This is a genomic window from Corallococcus sp. RDP092CA, assembly GCF_041903675.1.
In the GTDB taxonomy this organism is placed as follows: domain Bacteria; phylum Myxococcota; class Myxococcia; order Myxococcales; family Myxococcaceae; genus Corallococcus.
Map to the genome: position 1 here is coordinate 369,291 of NZ_JAYESI010000001.1, position 19,955 is coordinate 389,245.

General features: G+C 73.3%; 11 protein-coding genes. All 11 read left to right on the plus strand.

Annotation, left to right across the window (positions count from 1 at the left end; all coding sequences use genetic code 11):
* Positions 1-18 precede the first annotated feature (18 nt).
* Positions 19-975 carry an SDR family oxidoreductase gene (locus U8525_RS01415; RefSeq protein WP_374260054.1) on the plus strand — a complete coding sequence of 319 codons (957 nt, stop codon included), beginning with the start codon at positions 19-21 and terminating at the stop codon, positions 973-975.
* Between the two features lie 64 nt (positions 976-1,039).
* On the plus strand, positions 1,040-2,548 hold the full coding sequence (locus U8525_RS01420; protein WP_374260056.1) for a hypothetical protein: 1,509 nt from the start codon (positions 1,040-1,042) through the stop codon (positions 2,546-2,548).
* Positions 2,549-2,654: 106 nt separating this feature from the next.
* Positions 2,655-2,864, plus strand: coding sequence for a hypothetical protein (locus U8525_RS01425; RefSeq protein ID WP_374260058.1), 210 nt, complete (start codon positions 2,655-2,657; stop codon positions 2,862-2,864).
* Between the two features lie 104 nt (positions 2,865-2,968).
* Positions 2,969-8,866 (plus strand): alpha-2-macroglobulin family protein, encoded by a 5,898-nt coding sequence (locus U8525_RS01430; RefSeq protein ID WP_374260061.1) that lies wholly within the window; start codon positions 2,969-2,971, stop codon positions 8,864-8,866.
* Complete coding sequence (gene pbpC / locus U8525_RS01435; RefSeq protein ID WP_374260063.1) at positions 8,863-11,169, plus strand: penicillin-binding protein 1C; 2,307 nt, start codon at positions 8,863-8,865, stop codon at positions 11,167-11,169. The genes U8525_RS01430 and pbpC overlap by 4 nt, the downstream gene beginning before the upstream one ends.
* Positions 11,170-11,624: 455 nt before the next feature.
* Entirely contained in the window at positions 11,625-12,617 is a 993-nt protein-coding gene (locus U8525_RS01440) for a SpoIID/LytB domain-containing protein (RefSeq protein ID WP_374260066.1), read from the plus strand.
* Positions 12,618-12,825: 208 nt separating this feature from the next.
* A complete protein-coding gene (locus U8525_RS01445; RefSeq protein ID WP_374260068.1) occupies positions 12,826-14,268 on the plus strand; it encodes an OmpA family protein in 1,443 nt (480 codons plus the stop codon).
* A 357-nt stretch (positions 14,269-14,625) separates the two neighbouring features.
* Positions 14,626-15,555, plus strand: a complete 930-nt coding sequence (gene lipA / locus U8525_RS01450; protein ID WP_374260071.1) for a lipoyl synthase — start codon at positions 14,626-14,628, stop codon at positions 15,553-15,555.
* Positions 15,556-15,598: 43 nt separating this feature from the next.
* Entirely contained in the window at positions 15,599-16,873 is a 1,275-nt protein-coding gene (locus U8525_RS01455; protein WP_374260073.1) for a dihydrolipoamide acetyltransferase family protein, read from the plus strand.
* A gap of 98 nt (positions 16,874-16,971) precedes the next feature.
* Positions 16,972-18,873 (plus strand): ClpX C4-type zinc finger protein, encoded by a 1,902-nt coding sequence (locus tag U8525_RS01460; protein WP_374260076.1) that lies wholly within the window; start codon positions 16,972-16,974, stop codon positions 18,871-18,873.
* On the plus strand, positions 18,870-19,955 hold the full coding sequence (gene lipB / locus U8525_RS01465; RefSeq protein ID WP_374260079.1) for a lipoyl(octanoyl) transferase LipB: 1,086 nt from the start codon (positions 18,870-18,872) through the stop codon (positions 19,953-19,955). The genes U8525_RS01460 and lipB overlap by 4 nt, the downstream gene beginning before the upstream one ends.

A 19,955-nucleotide genomic window follows, 5' to 3' on the forward strand; every position in this document is an offset into this window, starting at 1 on the left:
TGAAAGGGGAGCACGGACATGAAGCCACTCGAGGGACAGGTGGCCCTGGTCGCGGGAGCGACGCGGGGCGCGGGCCGGGGAATCGCGACGATGCTGGGGGCGGCGGGGGCCACGGTGTACTGCACCGGGCGCAGCGTGCGGGGGAACCTGGCGAGCGGGGCCTCCCGGCCGGAGACCATCGAAGAGACGGCGGAGCAGGTGACGGCGCTGGGCGGCAAGGGCCTCGCGGTGCGGGTGGACCACTCCGTGGAGGAGGAGGTGGAGGCGCTGTGTCGGCGCATCCGCTCCGAGGCCGGGAAGCTGGACGTGCTGGTCAACGACATCTGGGGCGGGGAGGCGCTGCACGAGCTGGGGCTGCCGTTCTGGAAGCAGTCGCCCGCGAAGGCGCGGCTCATGTTCGACCGCGCCGTGTCTACGCACCTCGTCACCAGCCGCTACGCGGTGCCGCTGATGCTGGAGCGCGACCGGGGGCTCATCGTGGAGGTGACGGATGGGGACTCGTTCGGGTACCGGGGCGGCGTCTCGTATGACGTGACGAAGATGGCCGTCATCCGGCTGGCCTTCGCGATGTCGCGGGACCTGCGCCGCACGAACATCACGGCGTTGGCGGTGACGCCGGGGTTCCTGCGCTCGGAGGAGATGCTGGATGGCTTCGGGGTGACGGAGGCCAACTGGCGCGACGCGGTGAAGGACGTCCCCGACTTCATCGCGTCGGAGACGCCGGCATACGTGGGCCGCGCGGTGGCGGCGCTCGCGGCGGATCCGAAGGTCCACCGCAGGGCGGGGCGCGTGGTCGCGTCGTGGACGCTGGCGCGCGAGTACGGCTTCACGGACCTGGATGGCTCGCAGCCGCACTGGGCGGAGCACTTCGAGCGGACGTATGGGAAGGCGTATCCCCTCGCGGATGACGCGGCCTATGCGTCGTGGCTCGGGGGGGCCATCGAGATCGCCTTTCCGGACTGGCCCCGCTACTGACGCGTACGGCGCATCCCCCGGAAGTCGTGCGAAGCGCTATGGTCTGGCGCGAGAGGTCGCGCACATGGCCAAGGGGCACCGCAGGAACGACGAGCCGGAGCGGATCGACGAGACCCGGGTGGCACCGCTCGACGACGACCTGGACGAGACGGAGGAGGTCCGGACCGAGCAGACCCAGGTGCCGGCCTCCGTGCAGCGCGACGCCACGGAGGCCGCTGCCCGTGCCGCGGGGAATCCCGGCCGGAGGACCTGGGGCAACCAGAAGCGCGCCGCGCCCCCCTCGGCTCCGCGCGTCCCCGAGTTCACGGGGCTCGAGACGCGGATGACGCCGCCTCCCGTTCCCGACGATGACGAGCCCGTCCTGGAGACCCGCGTGGACGGGCTCACGCCTCCGCCGCCGCCCCGGGCGCGTGAGGACGACGAGCGCGCGGGCCCATGGGCGGAGGATGACGACGCGGCCTACGCCGCACCGGAGACCGCCGTGCGTCCGTCGCGTGAGGACGGCCGGGGGCTTCCGGAGTCCGCGAGGCCAGGGCGCCCGGCGCGAGGAGAGGCGCGCGCGAGCGGGCAGGGCGCGCCGGAGGCCGTTCGTCCCGGGCGCGCGGTGACGCGCGAGGAGGGGCAGGACCTCCCGGAGCTCATCCGCCCGGGCCGCGTGGGTCCACGCGCGGAAGGAGAGGGCCTCCCGGAGCTCATCCGCCCGGGCCGCGCGGGTGCGCGCGCGGAAGGGGAGGGCCTCCCGGAGCTCATCCGCCCGGGTCGGAATGGTGCTCGTGAGGAAGGCCAGGGGCTTCCGGAGATCGTCCGTCCTGCCCGGGGCGGAGGCTCCGCGCGGAGCCACGGCAAGGACGGCGGCGCGAAGGAGGAGGACTTCGCGCTCCCGGAGCTCATCCACGCGGGCCGCGGCGCCGAGTTGGATGGCTCCACCTCCGAGCCTCCCCGCGCGAGCCGCGCCAGCGACGCCCCCGGCAAGGCCAGCCAGCCGGTGATCTTCGCGCCGCTCCCCTCCGCGCAGGCCGCCAGCCAGCAGGCGGAGGCGACGCCCGAGCTGCGCACCATGTTCGCCACCCACTCCGCGCTGCTCGCGGAGCGCCTCAAGGCCGAGCTCCAGCACAAGATCTACGGCCGCACCCCGCACCGCATCCTCCGCGTGGATGAGCCCGAGGGCCCCAGCACCGCGGGCGGAAGGCAGGCCCGCCAGGCCATCTCGCTCGTGGACCGCAAGGGCGTCGCGCCGGCGCTCGTCGCGGGCTGGGTGGACGTGGCCAAGGGACAGGCCTCGCTGCGCAACCACGAGGCCGTGGCGAAGCGCTACGAGTTCCAGCACGGCACGCCGCTGGAGCTGGTCCCGGAGGAATACGAGAAGTTCCTCGCCGACGTGGACGAGGTGCTGCGCACCGCCGCCATCCAGGTCCGCATCCTCGTGCCGGATGAGTCCGCGCCCACGCGCGCCACCGTCGGCCAGCAGACACCTCGCGCCACGGGCGTCGCCGCGCGCTGGGTGCTGCTGCTCGTCCTCGGGGCCTTCCTGCTGGGGCTCGGCGCGGGCGCCACCCTGCTGCGCGGCGGCTGAGGCCCGCCACTGTCCGGTGAACGAAGGGCCCCTGCGCACGGGGGCGATGGCCCGGCCGCCGCGCCCCTTCCACCTTGATGCCTCCTCTCTCTGCATGGAGGCACCCATGGCGTCATCTCCTCGCCGTCCCAGGTCCTACTGGCGCAAGCTGCTGGGCGGCTGCGTCGTGTCCATCGCCCGGGTCCTCGCGCCCACCTCCGTGCTCGCGGACGGCCCCCCGGTGCTGGATGGCCGGCTGCGTTACGGCCGGGTTCCGGTCCCGGTCCGGGGCTCTCAATCGCTCGGAATTCGAGGCGCGCCACGCCTCCCCGGATGACGCACGAGTGACAGCGGGGCGGGGTGCCCCATGGTACGGTGCTCGCGTCATTTTTCAGGGGGGACATGCACGAGTGCCCTCCCTGGAGCTCCGTGAGCCCCACCATGCGCAGACTCTCTCTGCTGGCCCTCTGCCTCGCCGTCGCCACCGCGTGTTCGCGCGGCGACAAGGACGCGAAGGGCGGCCCCTCGGAGGCCGGCACCGCGCCGGCTTCGTCCTCCAAGTCCCCTGGCCTCGCCGTCGAGCCGCTGCCCGAGCCTCCCGCGTTGAAGATCGACGCCGAGGACGCCGCGGCCCAGGGCCCGCTCTCCATCGCGGCCGCGCGGCCGCAGGGGCAGGTCTACGGCAACGCCCGGCCGACCATCACCTTCACCAAGCCCATGATCGCCCTGGGCTCGGTCGCCGCGGAGCGCGGGCTGGCGGCCCCCGCGAAGCTCGAACCGGCGCTGGAGGGCGAGTGGCGCTGGCTGGGCTCTGCGAGCGTGGAGTTCGTGCCGGGCTCGCCCCTGAAGCTGGGCACGCGGTACACGGTGACGGTGCCCGCGGGCCTCAAGGCCATGGACGGCACCGCGCTGGCGCAGCCGTACACCTTCCAGTTCGAGACGCCGCGCCCCTCGCTCCAGTCCGCGCAGCCGGAGGCGGAGTTCCGCTGGCTGCAGCCGGAGCAGGGCTTCACCCTGGTGTTCAACCAGGCGGTGAAGGACCTGGCGCAGCACGCGCGCCTGGAGCCCGCGACCGGCGCGCCCGTGCCGCTCACGCTGGTGAAGGCGACGCCGTTCGCGGAGCTGAAGGAGGTGCAGGTGGGCAGCGGCCCGGAGCGCAAGTCCCAGGACCGGCGCGTGAAGTACGAGCTCAAGCCCGCGCAGAAGCTGCCCGCGGGAACGCAGTTCACCCTGGTGGTGGACGGCGAGCTGACGGGCACGGACGGCCCGCTGCCCATGGGCGAGGCGGTCCGCTACGCCTACGCCACCCACGGCGCGCTCCAGGTGGAGTCCGCGAGCGCGTGCGTGTTCGCCTGGGGCGACGAGGCGTGCTCCTACGGCCCGCTCATCCTCTTCACGTCCAATGAGCTGGACGTGGCCTCGCTCAAGGGGAAGGTGACCCTGGAGCCGAAGGCGGAGATCGACTGGGAGCGCGTGCAGACGCAGATGCCCTGGTCGGGCTCGGAGCTGAAGAACCCCTACGTGTCGCTGCCCGGCCGCTACCGCCCCGGCACCACGTACAAGATCAAGGTCGCCGCGGGCTACAAGGACGTCTTCGGCCAGGCGGGCCCCGCCTTCCAGGGCCAGGTGAAGCTGTCGGACGTGGAGCCCTCCTTCGACTCCGGCTCGCGCGAGGCGCTGGTGGAGGCCTCCGGCGACGGCTCCATCCCGCTGACCACGACGAACGTCCCGGAGGTGCAGGCGGAGGTGTGGGCGCTGTCCCCCGCGGAGATGGCGCGGTTCATCGACACCAACACGTGGCCGGCCACGGAGCCCTACCGGACGACGGTGGACACGAAGGCGGAGCGCAACCTGCAGCGCACCTCGCCGCTCGACCTGCGCCCGGCGTTCAACGGGGCGAAGACGGGCCTGTTCCTCGCGAAGCTCGATGCGCCGTCGCTCAAGCAGCGCTACCCGCGCCGCGTCATCGGGCAGGTGACGGACCTGGCGGTGCACGCGAAGCTGGGCGCCGCCTCCGGCGTGGTGTGGGTGACGTCGCTGGCGACGGGCGCCCCGGTGCCGGACGCGCAGCTCACGCTCTGGGACAAGGCGGGCACGGAGCACTGGACGGGCACCACGGACGCCAACGGCCTGGCGAAGGTGCCGGGCCTGTCGGAGCTGCTCAAGCCCAAGGACGAGTCCGACTGGAGCACGCCGTGGGCCATGGTGTCCGCGGTGAAGGACTCGGACATCGGCGTGACGCTGTCCACGTGGGAGGGCGGCATGTCGCCCGGCGCGTTCTCGCTGCGGAGCGCGTGGGAGGGCCGCGTCCCGGACAGCCTGGGCTTCGTGTTCGCCGACCGCGGCATCTACCGCCCGGGTGACGACGTGATGCTCAAGGGCGTGGCGCGCTACCGCCGCCTGGGCATCCTCAAGTCGCCGCCCGCGAACGCGAAGGCGCAGGTGACGGTGACCAGCTCGCGCGGCGAGAAGGTCTTCCAGACGGAGGCCACCGTCACGAAGTACGGCACCTTCCGCGCGGACCTCAAGCTGGGCAAGGACGTGCCCCTGGGCTTCTACGACGTGGCCGCGAAGCTGAAGGTCGGCGGCGAGACGCTGAGCTACGGCGGCAGCTTCCGCGTGGAGGAGTACCGCGCGCCGCAGTTCCGCGTGGACGTGGCGGTGCCGAAGAAGGACGTCGCGGCCGGCGAGGCGCTCACCGCCCGCGTGGACGCGCGCTACCTGTTCGGCGGCGCCATGGGCGACGCGCAGGTGCGCTGGAGCGTGCAGCGCGAGAGCTCCTCCTTCGCGCCCCCGGGCAACGAGGCCTTCACCTTCGGCGTGAACACCTGGTGGTGGGACGACGACCAGCCGGAGCACAGCAGCGAGTCGTTCGGCGCGGGTGACGGCCGCACGGACGCGCAGGGCCAGCTGGCGCTGGCGCTGGGCACCGCGGACGCGCCCGGCGGCAAGACGTGGGAGTACACGGTGGAGGCGGAGGTGGAGGACGTCAACCGCCAGCGCGTGGCCAACCGCAACCTCCTCGTGGTGCACCCCGCGGACGTCTACGCGGGCCTGCGCGTGCTCTCCACCGGCTTCGCGGAGGCGGGCAAGGAGGTGGGCCTGGAGCTGGTCGCCGTATCGCCCGAGGGCAAGCGCCAGGAGGGCGTCGCGGTGGACGTGAACATCAAGCGCCGCGAGTGGAAGTCCATCCGCAAGAAGGGCGACGGCGGCCAGTGGTTCACCGTCACGGAGCCCGTGGAGACGGAGGCCGCGAAGTGCTCCGTGAAGAGCGCGGCGACGCCGCAGTCGTGCAGGTTCACCCCCGCCGAGCCCGGCCTGTACGTGATGGAGGCGGTGGCCACGGACGCGAAGGGCCGCAAGGCGACGACGCGCGACTCGCTCTACGTCACCGGCTCCGGCTGGGTGTCCTGGCAGCGCAACGACACGGACCGCATCGACCTGGTGGCGGACAAGCAGCTCTACGACGTGGGGGACACCGCGAAGATCCTGGTGAAGAGCCCGTACCCGCAGGCGGACGCCATCCTCACGGTGGAGCGCGAGGGCGTGCTCAGCGTGCGCCGCGTGAAGCTCAAGGGCAGCGCCACCGCGCTGGACGTCCCGCTGGGCGAGGGCGCCATCCCCAACGTCTACGTGGGCGTGGTGCTGGTGCGCGGCCGCGTGGAGGCGGCCAAGGGCATCGAGTCCGGCGACGACCCGGGCCGCCCCGCGGTGCGCGTGGGCTACACCCAGCTCAAGGTGGAGAAGAAGTCCAAGCGCCTGTCGGTGGCGCTGACGCCGGACGCGCAGGAGAAGCGCCCGCGCGACAAGGTGACGGTGAGCGTCGCGGTGAAGGACGCGGCGGGCCAGGGCGCGAAGTCCGAGGTCACCCTGTGGGCCGTGGACGAGGGCGTGCTGCGGCTGACGGGCTACAAGACGCCGGATCCGGTGGACGCGATGTTCCAGGAGCACGGCCTGTCGGTGCGCATCGGCGAGCCGCTCATCCACCTGGTGCTGCGCAAGCTGTACGGCGAGAAGGGCTCGCGGCCGGGCGGCTCCGGCGGCTCCGACACGACGGGCTCCGGCATCCGGACCCAGTTCAAGACGACGGCGGTGTTCCAGTCCGTGGAGACGGACGACCAGGGCCAGGCGAAGGTGGAGTTCACGCTGCCCGACAACCTGACCACCTTCCGCATCATGGCGGTGGCCGTGACGGACGCGGACCGCTTCGGGGTGGGCGAGAGCAAGGTGCAGGTGGCCAAGCCGCTGCTGGCGCTCCCGGCGCTCCCCCGGCTGGTGCGCGTGGGTGACAAGGCGGAAGCGGGCGTGGTCATCCACACCACCAACCCGGCCATCAAGGAGGCCAAGGTCACCGCGCAGCTCACCGGCGTGCGCGTGGAGGGGCCGGCGGAGAAGACGGTGCCGCTAGATGGCAAGGCCCGCGAGGTGCGCTTCACCTTCGTGGCCGAGCAGCCGGGCACCGCGGTGCTGCGCTTCGCCGTCGCGGGCGGCGGGGAGACGGACGCGGTGGAGCAGAAGATCCCCGTGCAACTGCCCATGGGCATGGAGGCGGTGGCGACCTACGGCGACACCACGAGCGAGCGCGTGGAGGGGCTCCAGCCGCCGGGCGGCGTGCGCCCGGGCATGGGCGGCCTCACGGTGACGATGTCCTCCACGGTGATGGGCGGGTTCGAGGAGTCCATGAACCAGCTGGTGGACTACCCCTACGGCTGCCTGGAGCAGATGTCGTCGCGGCTGGTGCCGTTCGTCGCGCTGCGCGAGCTGTCCGGCAAGTTCGGCGTGCCGTGGACCGGCGGCTCGGACGAGCAGAAGCAGGCCTTCGTTCGCGGCTTCCTCAGCGACGACGCGCTGAAGACGCAGGGCTCGCTGGATCCGGACACGGTGGTGGCGGCGACGGTGCGCAAGATCGAGGCGCTCCAGAACCACGACGGCGGCTTCCGCTTCTGGACCTCCAGCGAGTGCTCGTCGCCGTATGCGTCCGCGTACGCGACGCTGGCGCTCGCGCGCGCGAAGGAGGTGGGCTACCCGGTGGACGCGGCCGTGCTCGACAAGGCGAAGAAGTTCCTGGCGGACAAGGTCGCGGCGGGCGTGTGCTCGCAGTGCGCCTATGGCTGCACCGCGCAGGGGCTGGAGACGCGGGCCTTCGCGCTCTACACGCTGGCGCGCATGGGGGCGCCGCGGCCGTCGTACTACAACGAGCTGTTCGAGCAGCGGCAGAAGCTGCCGCTCTTCGCGCGGGCGATGCTGACGGACGCCATCTTCGTGGGGAAGGGCAACCGCGCGCAGGGCCAGAAGCTGCTCCAGGAGCTGCTCAACACGGCCCAGGAGACCGCGGCGGGCGTGCACTTCCAGGAGACGGACGCGAAGACGTACGCGCCGCTCTGGTCCTCCGACACGCGCACCACGGCGCTGGTGCTCCAGACGCTGGTGGACGTGCAGCCGGACCACCCCTACGTGTCGAAGATGGGCCGCTACCTGGCGTCCGCGCGCGAGGGTGACGGGCGCTTCCGCAACACGCAGGAGGCGGCCTTCACGCTGATGGCGCTGTCGGAGGTCGTGCGCCGCAAGGAGACGGCCGCGCCGTCCTTCGAGGCGGTGGTGAAGCTGGGCGGCCAGGTGATTGCCTCCGCCGACTTCCGCGGCCGCGACATGGCGGTGAAGACGGTGCAGGTGCCGGTGGAGAAGCTGGGGCCGGCGGACAAGGCGCAGCCCTTCACCTTCGGGGTGAACGGCACGGGCAACCTCTACTACGGGGCGCTCCTGCGCTACGCGCCGGCGCAGCTGCCGGTGGACCCCCTGGACCGGGGCATCATCGTCCAGCGCTGGTTCGAGCCGTACTCGGGCGGCGGTCAGGCGAAGGCGGCGCGCGCGGGCGAGCTGGTGCGCGTGCGCGTGCGCGTGGCCACGCCCATGCGGCGCAACTTCGTGGCGGTGGACGTGCCGCTGCCCGCGGGCCTGGAGCCGGTGGACACGTCGCTGGCCAGCACGGCGAGCCTGCCGGGCCCCGCGGGCTCCGGCGAGGAGGAGGGCCCCGGCGAGGGCTACGAGTACGAGAGCGAGGAGGACCTGTCGGAGACGGACGAGGGCAGCAACGTCTGGGCGACGCGCTTCTGGTCGCCGTTCAACCACACGGAGATGCGCGATGACCGCGTGGTGCTCTTCGCCGACGAGCTTCCCCCGGGCGTGCACGTGGCGAGCTTCGTCGCCCGGGCCACGACGCCGGGCGACTTCCTGCTCAAGCCCGCGCACGCGGAGGAGATGTACGCGCCGGAGGTGTTCGGTCGCTCCGAGGGCGGACGCTTCCCGGTGCTGTTGCCGGAAGAGGTCGCCTCGAAGTGAGGAGGCGCCTCACGCTTCGCGGGGTGGCGCGCGCCGTGGTCGTGCTCGCGGCGCTCCTGGCGGTGGGCTGCGGGGTGTTCATCGCGTGGCCCCTGCCGGGGACGTTGCTGTCCCGTGAAGCGCTGTCCTCGTTGGTGCTCACCGACCGCACGGGGCACACCCTGCGCGAGGTGCTCTCCCGCGAGGATGGGCGGAGCGTGGGGCTTCCGGGGGGCCGCGTTCCCCCGCGGGTGCGGCAGGCCTTCATCGCCGCGGAGGATCAACGCTTCGCGAGGCACCCGGGCGTGGACGTGGTGGCGGTGGCCCGGGCGGCGCGCGACAACGTGGCGGCCGGGCGCATCGTGTCCGGCGCGTCCACGATTCCGCAGCAGCTTGCGCGCAGGCTGGTGCCCCGGGAGCGCTCGTGGTGGGGCAAGGCCGGCGAGGCGCTGTGGGCGCTGCGGCTGACGGCGCACCTGTCGAAGGAGCGGGTGCTGCTGGAGTACCTGGACCGCGTGCCGCTGGGGAACTCGACGTTCGGCGTGGAGGCGGCGGCGCAGCGGTACTTTGGGCGGCCCGCGGAGCGCCTGTCGGTGGGGCAGGCGGCGCTGCTCGCGGGGATGGCGCGGTCGCCCGCGCGGAGGGATCCGTACCGGCGGCCGGAGATGGCCCTGGCCGGGATGCGCGACGTGCTCTCGCGCATGGTGGAGGAGGGCTTCCTGACGAAGGAGGAGGCGCGGCTGGCGGAGGAGACGCCGCTGGACCTGGTGCCTCCGGAGCGCGTGTTCGAGGTGCCGCACCTGACGACGGCGCTGCTCCAGCGGCTGCCGGAGCTGGGGCTGGACCGCGCGGCGCGCATCGAGACGACCATCGACCCCGCGCTCCAGGCGGCGGTGGAGAAGGCCATCACGGAGGAGCTGCGGGGGCTGGCGCACCGGCGCGTGGGCGAGGCGGCGGCCATCGTCGTGGACAACGCGACGGGCGAGGTGCTCGCTTACGTGGGGTCCTCGGACTTCCTGGACGAGGAGAAGGGCGGGCAGAACGATGGCGTCCGGTCGCTGCGGCAGCCGGGGTCGGCGCTCAAGCCGTTCGCGTATGGCCTGGCGCTGAGCAAGGGCTTCACGCCGTCGAGCGTGCTCGCGGACGTGGAGGTGCACCTGGCGACGCCGGGCGGCGCGTACGTGCCGAAGAACTACGACCGGCGCGTGCACGGGCCGGTGCGGCTGCGGGCGGCGCTGGCGTCCAGCTACAACATCCCGGCCGTGCGGGTGGCGGACGCGCTGGGGCCGGATCAGGTGCTGCGCGTGCTGCGCGAGGCGGGCTTCCAGAGCCTCACGGAGAGCGCGTCGCACTACGGCGTGGGCATCGTGCTGGGCAACGGCGACGTGACGCTGCGCGAGCTGGCGCGGGCATACCGGGGGCTGGCGCGGGGTGGGGTGGTGGGGCCGCTGCGGGAGGTGCGCACGGCGTTCGGGCCGGATGGCTCGCCGCTGCGGATCCCGCTGGAGCTGGAGGAGCACCGCTTCCTGGCGGCGCGCCCGGTGGAGCTGCTCACGGACGTGCTGGCGGACGAGGCCGCGCGGGCGCCGGCCTTCGGCCTGGACAATGCGCTGCGGCTGCCGTTCCGCGTGGCGGCGAAGACGGGGACGAGCCGGGCGCACGTGGACAACTGGGCGGCGGGCTTCACGCGCGAGCGCACGGTGGCCGTGTGGGTGGGCAACTTCGACGGCACGCCGATGCGCGGGGTGTCCGGCATCACGGGCGCGGGCCCGGTGTTCGCGCGGGTGATGGCGCTGGCGATGAAGGGCCTTCGTCCCGCGCCGCTGGTGGACCGGAGCCACTTCGAGGCCGCGGAGATCTGCCCGCTGTCCGGTGATCGCGCGGGCCCGAACTGCCCCGGCGCGATGAAGGAGGTCTATCTGCCGGGCACGGCGCCGCGTCACACGTGCAGCATGCACCGGAGCGACGGCGCGCTGGACGTGGGGCCGGCGTACCTCGCGTGGGCCCAGGCGGAAGGCCTGGCCTCCGCGTCCGTGAGCGCCGGGGGAGGGCCGGGAGCGCAGCCCGGCTTCATCCTGCCGGCGAACGGGGACGAGTTCCTGGTGGAGCCGGAGCTGCCCGAAGGCGCGCAGGCGGTGCCCGTGCGGGTGATGGCGCCCCAGGGCGCGACGCTGCTGGAGCTGCGCACGGACGACGGCCGTCGCATCGAGCTGCGCCCACCCTTCGTGACACGCCTGCCGGCGGTGGAGGGCGAGCGCCGGCTGGAGCTGTGGGCGCCCGGTGGCTCCGAACCGCTGGCGGTGACGCGGTACCGCGTCCGATGAACGCGGCGGGCGTGGCCGTGCTCATCGCCGCGCTGGTGGCGGGCACGGTGCCCGGCGTCGCGAGCATGGGGGCGTGGGATGACGCCGCGCCTTCGCGGTGCGAGGGGGCACCCGCGATTGACACCGCGCGGGTGCGATTCCCAGGGAGCGTGGTCCTTGCGTTCGCGGAGCGACAGGCGGTCGCCCCATCGAGGTCGGCGCCCCATCGGCTACCGCGCGCTTCGTTCCTGACCCGCGTAAGGAGCGGCAGGAGCGCGGCAGGCGTGGTGAGGTTCGCGCCTGCCCACGCGGCGAAGCGGAAGGCTGCGTCAACCGCGCGAGACGAAGCGAAGCCGGTGGCCGGTCGCTCGCGCCACGCGCGTTCGTCGCCCGCGGTCCGCGCACCGGCCGATGCGAGCAGCTCCTTCGAGCCTGACGCCCATGCGCGGGAGCCCTCGCCCGATACGCGGGTCGACGTGCGGATCCTCTCCAAGCACCGGCCCGTGCGCCTGCGGCTCGACGGTCCTCGCTCGTTGGAGGCCGTGGCTTCGGGAAACACCCTCGTCGTGGATGGCCACCCTCAGCCTCACGCCCTGCGGCTCGCCGCGGGGAACTGGCGCGTCCGGGGCCGGGGCCTGGATCGGCGCTACGAGGCCTCGCTGTCGCTGGCGGCCCGGGACGGTGAGTTGATCGTCGTCGCCACCTTCGCGCTGGAGACCTACGTCGCCGCCGTCACCGCGAGCGAGACCGAGGTCGACACGCCCTTCGAAGCGCTCCGTGCCCAGGCCATCACCGCCCGCAGCTACGTGCTCGCCTCCGGCAAGCGGCACGACGAGGCCCGGGCCTGCGACCTCACCCACTGCCAGGTCCTTCGCGGTGAGGGCTTCGCCCGCCACCTGCGCCGCGCCCGCGATGCCGCGCGCTCCACGGAGGGCATGGTGCTGCGACTGCCCGGGGGGGCCATTGCCCTCGCTCCCTTCCACGCCAGCTGCGGCGGACACACGGCCGAGCCCGTGGCCGTGTTCGGCGCGCCGGACCTCACCGGCGCCGCCGCCGTGCCGGACAAATGCCCCCCGTCGCCATGGCGCGCCGTCGTGCCGCGCTCGCTGGTGTCGGCCGCCGCGTCGGAGGCGCTCGGGGGGCCGTCACAGGTGGAGGATCTGCTGCTGGACCGGGACTCCAGCGGCGCGGTGGTGCGCGTCGTGGATCGCGCATCGGGACGCGACGCCCGCGGGGATGCGTTCTTCCGCGCGCTCGGGGCCCGCGCCGGGTGGGATCGGATCCGCAGCGCGCGGTTCTCGCTGACGCTGGGGGGGGACCAGGCCCTCCTCGAAGGGCAGGGCCTCGGCCATGGCGTCGGGCTCTGCCAGGCCGGCGCGGCCCTGCTCGCACGTCAGGGATGGACCGCGGAGCAGTTGCTCGCGCACTACTTCCCACGCGCCCTCCTGGACAAGCCGCAGAGCAAGTGAACGCGGGGGCTGGACGGCTCCCTCGTTCGCAGTCGTCCGCGAAGGTGACGGGCCTCCGGGGGCTCTCCCACGCCCCTCTGTAAAGGGCTTACCAGCACTCGGGGGGCTCCGTATCGATTGCTCAGAGCCCTCAGCCCCGCGCGGTCCGGTGGGGAGCTGGCTTCGCGCACCGGCCATCCCGGTGCGGAACCCAACCGGGAGGCATCACATGGCGTTCAATCTGATCGAAGCAGTCGGATCACAGTTCATGCAGAAGGGGTTGCTCCAGAAGGTCAGCGGCTCGCTGGGCGAGGATCCGCAGGCGACCACCAAGGCGCTTCCCGGCGCCATCGCCGCCGTGGCCGCGGGCGTCGTGGACCAGGGGGGAAACGAGGCCGGCGCCCACCGCCTGCTGACAAAGCTCAACGAGGGAGGCTTCACCGGCCCTGACGCCCCCCCGCGCGCGGGCGGCGTCGCCGAGGGGCTGCTCGACGAGGAGGAGCGGGGCAAGGGGATGCTGAGCGGCCTCTTCGGCAACAAGCTGGGCGGCATCACCGAGGCGCTCACGCGCTTCGGCGGGATGCGCAACTCCGGCTCGTCGATGCGGCTGCTGTCCCTCGCCGCCCCCATGCTGATGGGCGTGCTGGGCAAGCAGGTGCGCGACCAGCGCATGGGCGCGTCCGGGCTGATGCAGATGCTCAACGGCCAGCGCAACAACATCGCCGCCGCGCTGCCGGCCGGCCTGGGCGGCATCCTGGGCTTCGGCGGTGCGCGCCACGCGGTCGCGGAGGTCATCGAGCCCCACCGCGAGACCGTGTCGCAGGTCCGTGAGACAGCGCCCGTGCGGGAGACGCACACCGTGCGCGAGACGACGCCTCGTGCGACCTACAACCGCCCGCCGGAGCGCAAGAAGAGCATCGCCGGCTGGGCGATCCCGCTGGCCCTGCTGGCCTTGATCGCGCTCGCGTGGGGCGCCCTGCGCGGACGCAGGCACGAGCCCGCGCGGGCCACGCCGGTGAGCCGCACCACGCCGCCGCCCGCGCAGAACCGCGTCGCGCAGGCGCCCCAGCCCACGCCGCCCCCGCCCGCGCCGGCGACGCAGCCCGCGACCCCGCCGCGGGCCGAGCAGCCGACCCCGCCCGCGACGGGAGGGGCCGGTACGCAGCCCCAGGAGGGCACCGGCGGCTCCGGTGACGCGGAGAAGCAGACCGCGGGCGCGGCGGACACCGGGAAGCAGGAGGACGAGGGCACTGGCGGCTCCGGCCAGGAGAAGATGCGCGTGACGGACGCCGACAGCCTGCGCGAGGCCTTCAATGGCCCGAGCGCGGAGCAGGGCTTCGTGCTGGAGGGCGTGGAGTTCAAGACGGGCTCCTCGCAGCTCACCGCGAAGAGCCAGCGCATGGTGGGCGAGCTGGGTGACGTGATGGAGGAGAAGTCCGACGCGCGCGTGCGCATCAATGGCTTCACGGACTCCACCGGCAACGCGGACGCCAACCGCCAGCTGTCGGAGAGCCGCGCGGAGAGCGTGCGCCGGGCGCTCGTGCGCCGCGGTATTCCTCAGGACCGCATCGAGGTCAGCGGCGAGGGGGACGCGAATCCCATCGCCTCCAACGACACGCCCGAGGGCCGCGTGCAGAACCGCCGCATCGAGGTGCAGGTGCTCGGTCAGTAATCCCCCGTGCACGCGGTCCCGGCGGCGCCCGGTCCTCGCTTGGGAGGGTCGGGCGCCGCTGTCTTGTCGCGACGGTTCACCCAGCGCGCACCTCCGGGGGCCGGGCCGCGAACCGGAGCGCGAAGCCATGTGGGCTGTCGCCCGGAAGGTGGGCGAGGAGGCGCCCCCGCCGCTCGGGGGCCGGGTTCTTCATCGTGGGCGACGGCGGAATGGGCCTGCCCGCCCCACATGGCCGCGCCCTGTCCACCGCGTTACACCTGCTGGAAGTTGTCCTCGGGGTTGGCTTGCGCTAACGCGAGGCGTTAGGGCTTCACGCTTGACCCTGCTTTCACCCACCTTCTAGAAGGCCCGCGACCCATGGCGACTCCTGATCGGTTTCCTCTCCCACAGGTCCCAGAAAGCACCCGGAAGCCCGAGTGGTTGAAGGTGCGCCTGCCTCATGGCGAAGGCTATGAGCGGGTGAAGGCCATCGTGAAGCGGGTGGGGCTGGCCACGGTGTGCGAGGAGGCCCGCTGCCCGAACATCGCCGAGTGCTGGGGCGGAGGCACCGCCACGGTGATGCTGATGGGCGAGGTGTGCACGCGCGCCTGCCGCTTCTGCCACGTGAAGGTGGGGGCGCCCCCGCCGCTGGACCCGATGGAGCCCATCCATCTGGCGCAGGCGGTGCGGGAGATGAACCTCGAGTACATCGTCGTCACGTCGGTGAACCGCGACGACCGCCCGGACGGGGGCGCCAGCCACTTCGCGTCCGCCATCCGGGAGCTGCGCAAGGAGAGCCCGCGCACGCTCGTGGAGGTGCTCATCCCCGACTTCAAGGGGAGGGAAGAGGACCTGGCCACGGTGGCGCAGGCGAAGCCCCACGTGGTGGCGCACAACGTGGAGACGGTGGAGCGGCTGACGCCCACGGTGCGCGACCGCCGCGCCACCTACCGCCAGTCCCTGCGCGTGCTGGAGTACCTCAAGAACCGCCCGGAGCGGGTCTACACCAAGACGTCCGTCATGGTGGGCCTGGGCGAGACGGACGAGGAGCTGGAGCGCACGTTCAAGGACCTGCGCGACGTGGGCGTGGACGTGCTCACGCTGGGCCAGTACCTCCAGCCGTCGCAGTACCACCTGCGCGTGGAGCGCTTCGTGACGCCCGCGCAGTTCGAGGCGTACAAGACGCTGGCGGAGTCCTTCGGATTCCTCTACGTGGCCTCCGGGCCGCTGGTGCGCTCCAGCTACCGCGCCGCCGAGTTCTTCATGAAGGGCCTGATGGAGCGCGAGCGCGTCGAGCGACTCGGCTGACCGGACGCACCCCTTCCCCAACCCGAGAGAGACACTCCCCCTCATGGCGACTTTCGAATTCAAGCTCCCGGACCTCGGTGAAGGCGTGACGGAAGGCGAGCTCGTGAAGTGGCACGTCAAGGCGGGCGACCTGGTGAAGGAAGACCAGGTGCTCGCCGAGGTGATGACGGACAAGGCCACCGTCACGGTGCCCAGCCCCCACGCCGGCCGCGTCGTGCAGACGCACGGCCGTGAGGGCGACATGGCGAAGGTCCACCAGCTGCTGGTGACGCTGGAGCTGGAGGGGAGCGCGCCCCCGGCGGAGGCGCCGGCCCACGGCGCCCCGGCGCCGCACGGCGCTCCCTCGGCTCCGGCCTCGAGCCCCGCGCAGGCGGCGCCCGCGGCCCCGGCGCAGGCCACGAAGGTGCTGGCCACGCCCGTCACGCGCCGCATGGCGCGCGAGCACGGCCTGGACCTGGCGGAGATCTCCGGCACGGGGCCGCAGGGCCGGGTGACGAAGGCGGACGTGGTGGCGGCGCTGGAGGGTGGCACCGGCGCGCCGAAGAAGAACGAGGTCGCGGCCCTCGCGCCGCAGGCCGCGCGCCCGGCGGCGCCGGTGGCCTCCGGCAAGGGCGACGAGCGCATCGCGCTGCGCGGGCTGCGCAAGAAGATCGCCGAGAAGATGGTGCGCTCGAAGTTCACGATGCCGCACTTCGCGTTCGTGGAGGAGGTGGACGCCACGGACCTGGTCGCGCTGCGCGCGCGGCTCAACAGCCAGCTGGCGGCGGCCGGGGACGGCACGAAGCTCACGTACCTGCCGTTCATCGTGAAGGCGACCATCGCCGCGATGAAGAAGTTCCCGCACCTCAACGCGAACTTCGACGAGGCGGCGCAGGAGCTGGTGGTGCGCGGCGAGTACAACATCGGCATCGCGGTGGCCACGCCGGACGGCCTCACGGTGGCGGTGGTGCGCAACGCGGATCAGCTCACGCTGGGCGAGCTGGCGAAGGAGATCTCCCGCCTGAGCGCGGCGGCGCGCGACCGCAAGCTGAAGATGGAGGAGCTGACGGGCGGCACCTTCACGATTACCTCGCTGGGGCAGAGCGGCGGCCTGTTCGCCACGCCCATCCTGAACCACCCCGAGGTGGGCATCCTGGGCGTTCACAAGCTGAAGAAGCGCCCGGCGGTGAAGGACGACCAAGTCGTGGTTCGGGACATGATGAACCTGTCGCTGTCCTGCGACCACCGCGTCATCGACGGCGATGTCGCGGCGAGCTTCGTGTACGAGATCATCAAGTACCTGGAAGCGCCGGACCTGTTGTTCCTCGCGATGGCGTGAGGGCACGCGTCGTGGGGACTCCCGACCGCTCCAGCTCCGGGGGGCGGCCGGGAGGCGGGGGACCTCCGGAAGAGCAGCGCTGAAGGCGGGCATCCGCGATGGCCGACAATCCCCGTGAGTTGATCCGCGCCGCGCAGACCGCCGAGCTCCAGGGGGACCGCGCGCGAGCGGCGGAGTGCCTGGAGCGGGCCGCCGCGCTGTACCAGAAGTCCGGACACGCCTCGCGCGCCTCGCAGCTCTTGAGGCAGGCGCGCCAGCTGAAGGCCCGCGCGCCGGACGTCAGCCCCGCCTTCACCGCGGCCATGGCGGGGAACAAGGACGCGATGACCTTCCGCTCGGTGAGCTGGAGCGATGAGGTGTCCGCCGCGTTCAACGACAAGGCGGACGCGGCGGCGCACGCGCTGGCGGCCCACGAGGACCCCACCGTGACCGGCGGCACACCGCTCGCCACCGAGCCCGGCCTGCCCAGGCTCGCCGGGAGGATCGCCGCCGTCGGCGCGCCGTCGCCGGCTGAAGCGGTCACCCCGCATGACGGGCCCGCTTCCACGAGCCTGGCTCCCGAGCCCGAAGGAACCCCGCGTGGCGGGTCCACCGCCGCGCCGTGCGCCCCGAGCGGGGTCACCCCTCCTGGCGGGCTCGCCTCCGAGGCCAACGCCACGAGCCCGGCTCCCCGGCCCGGGGATGCCGCCGGGACCGAGGGGGACGGCCCGCACGTGGAGCGGGAGGCTCCCGCTCCTGGTGGCCAACGGCATGCTGCTCCGAGCGGCGATGCCTCGTCGACTTCATCGAAGGGCGCCGCGTCGACCGAGCAGCGGTCCCAGTCCGGGCGGACGCAGGCCGTCAGCCCGGGTGGGAACCGCGGCGCTGGTGAAGACGACGTCGTGGTCCCTGGCGGCATGCTCATGCCCCCCGAAGAAGACGCGCTCGACCCGGCGACCGGGCTGCTGCGCGCCTCCGGGGCCGAGGACGCGGCCATCCCCAGCGGCCTCCTGCGCCCGCCGGACGAGGACTCCGTCGTCCCTGGTGGCTTCCTGCGCCCGCCGGACGAGGACGCCGCGTCCGCGCCCGCCGAGCCGACGCGGGGCCGTCGGCGCGAGAAGCGCCTCATCGAGCGGGGGCCCACCCGTGCGGATCCGGCGCTGGACGCGTGGTGCTCGTTCTGCTGCCGCCCCCGGGGCGAGGTGGGCGACCTGGTGGCGGGCCCGGCGGGCGCGTTCATCTGCAAGGGCTGCCTGGGCGAATCCCAGGCCCTGCTGGGCGGCGTCGCCGCGGCGCCCGCGGTGCGCGAGCCCGTGGCGGAGGAGCCGCGCGCCGGGGCCGTGGAGATGGTGGGCCACGACGAGGTGAAGACCCTGCTGGAGCGCACGCTCCACGCGGGCGCGCGCTGCCTGCTGCTCGTCGGGCCGGAGGGCTGCGGCAAGAGCCTCTTCTTCCAGTCGCTCCAGCGGCGCGGCCAGGGCGTGCTCGCGACCGTGGACGCGCTGGACTCCACGCAGGGCACCGAGCCGCTCCTCGTGGAGGACGTGGACCGCCTGGAGCCCCGGGCCCAGGCCACGCTGACCGCGTTCCTCTCCAGCCACCCGGCGCGCGCGGTGGTGATGAGCGCCCGGGGCGCCGCGTCGTCCCTGGGCCTGTGGGTGCGAGGGGACGGCGGAAGCCTGCCCGTCCCCACCACCGCCGGGATGATCGAAGCGGTGCAGGGCCTCGTGCCGGTGTCCCTGCTGGAGCGCGTGCAGGTGCTGCTCCCGGTGCGCCGCCCCACGGTGCCGGAGCTGGTCGAAGTGGCCCGCCGCTCCCTGGCCCTGCGCCAGCCCGCGGTCACGCTGTCGGAAGAGGTCCTGGGCGCGTTCGCGGCCGAGGCGGTCCGCTCTCCACGCGCGGGGCATGAGCTCCAGGCGCTGCTGGCTCGCGTCTACGCGGGCAGCTGGAGCCTGGAGGCGGCCCAGACGCCCGCCGTGCCATCCCACAACCCACGAGGGGGGCGAAAGGGATCACCATGAACACGCTCACCGTCTTCCGCCTGGGCCGGGTGGAGTACGAGGACGGGCTGAAGCTGATGCACCTGTTCGGCGAGGCCCGCCTTCAGGAGCGCATCGGGGACGCGCTGCTGCTGCTGGAGCACCCGCCCGTCCTCACGCTGGGCCGCGCCGCGAAGCGCGAGAACATCACCGCCACCGACGCGCGCCTCGCGCAGGAGGGCGTGGAGGTGTTCGACACCAACCGCGGCGGCGACGTCACCTACCACGGCCCCGGACAGGTGGTGGGCTACCCCATCCTCCTGTTGCCGCCCGAGCGCCGCGACGTGCGCCGCTACGTGCGCGACGTGGAGCGCGGCCTCATCCAGACGCTCGCGGCCTTCGGGCTCACGGCGGGCGCCATCCCCAAGTGGCCGGGGGTGTGGCTGGGGCAGGAGGGCTCGCCGGACGCGCGGAAGATCGGCGCCATTGGCGTGCACCTGTCGCGCTGGCTCACCACGCACGGCTTCGCGCTCAACGTGAACACGAACCTGGAGCACTTCCAGCTCATCGTCCCGTGCGGCATCCGCGAGGCGGGCGTCACCTCCATGCAGCGCGAGCTGGGCCACCCGGTGTCCGTCCCGGACGTGGAGGAGGTGCTCGCGCGCGAGCTCACCCAGGTCTTCGACGCGCGGCGCGTGGACGGCGCGGTGGACCTGCGCACGGTGAGCGTCGCCGTGGTGCACGGCCGGGGGCCGGAGGCGCGCGTGCTGCTCCTGCGCCGGACGCCGGAGCGCGGCGGCTTCTGGCAGACGGTGACGGGGCGCCTGGAGCCGGGCGAGTCCCCCGCGGACGCCGCCCGCCGCGAGGTGGCGGAGGAGACGGGGCTCGCGCTCCCCGTCGTGGACCTGGCCTACCGCCACGCGTTCGCGCTGGGAGAAGCGCTGCCGCCGAGGCTGGTGGAGGAGCACGGCTTCGCGGTGCGCGCCGCGCCGGACACGCAGGTGCGCCTGGGCCCGGAGCACGACGCCTTCGAGTGGGTGGACGTGCCCACGGCGCTCGCGCGGCTGCCCTTCCGGGGGCTGCGAGAGACGGTGACCCGGGCGCTGCGCGCGCCCGGGCCGTGA

Excerpts from the sequence above, each read along its gene's own strand:
- U8525_RS01460 (WP_374260076.1), top strand. The coding sequence starts at position 16,972 with ATGGCCGACAATCCCCGTGAGTTGATCCGCGCCGCGCAGACCGCCGAG.
- U8525_RS01415 (WP_374260054.1), top strand. The coding sequence starts at position 19 with ATGAAGCCACTCGAGGGACAGGTGGCCCTGGTCGCGGGAGCGACGCGG.
- U8525_RS01455 (WP_374260073.1), top strand. The coding sequence starts at position 15,599 with ATGGCGACTTTCGAATTCAAGCTCCCGGACCTCGGTGAAGGCGTGACG.
- lipB (WP_374260079.1), top strand. The coding sequence starts at position 18,870 with ATGAACACGCTCACCGTCTTCCGCCTGGGCCGGGTGGAGTACGAGGAC.
- U8525_RS01420 (WP_374260056.1), top strand. The coding sequence starts at position 1,040 with ATGGCCAAGGGGCACCGCAGGAACGACGAGCCGGAGCGGATCGACGAG.
- U8525_RS01425 (WP_374260058.1), top strand. The coding sequence starts at position 2,655 with ATGGCGTCATCTCCTCGCCGTCCCAGGTCCTACTGGCGCAAGCTGCTG.
- U8525_RS01430 (WP_374260061.1), top strand. The coding sequence starts at position 2,969 with ATGCGCAGACTCTCTCTGCTGGCCCTCTGCCTCGCCGTCGCCACCGCG.
- lipA (WP_374260071.1), top strand. The coding sequence starts at position 14,626 with ATGGCGACTCCTGATCGGTTTCCTCTCCCACAGGTCCCAGAAAGCACC.
- U8525_RS01445 (WP_374260068.1), top strand. The coding sequence starts at position 12,826 with ATGGCGTTCAATCTGATCGAAGCAGTCGGATCACAGTTCATGCAGAAG.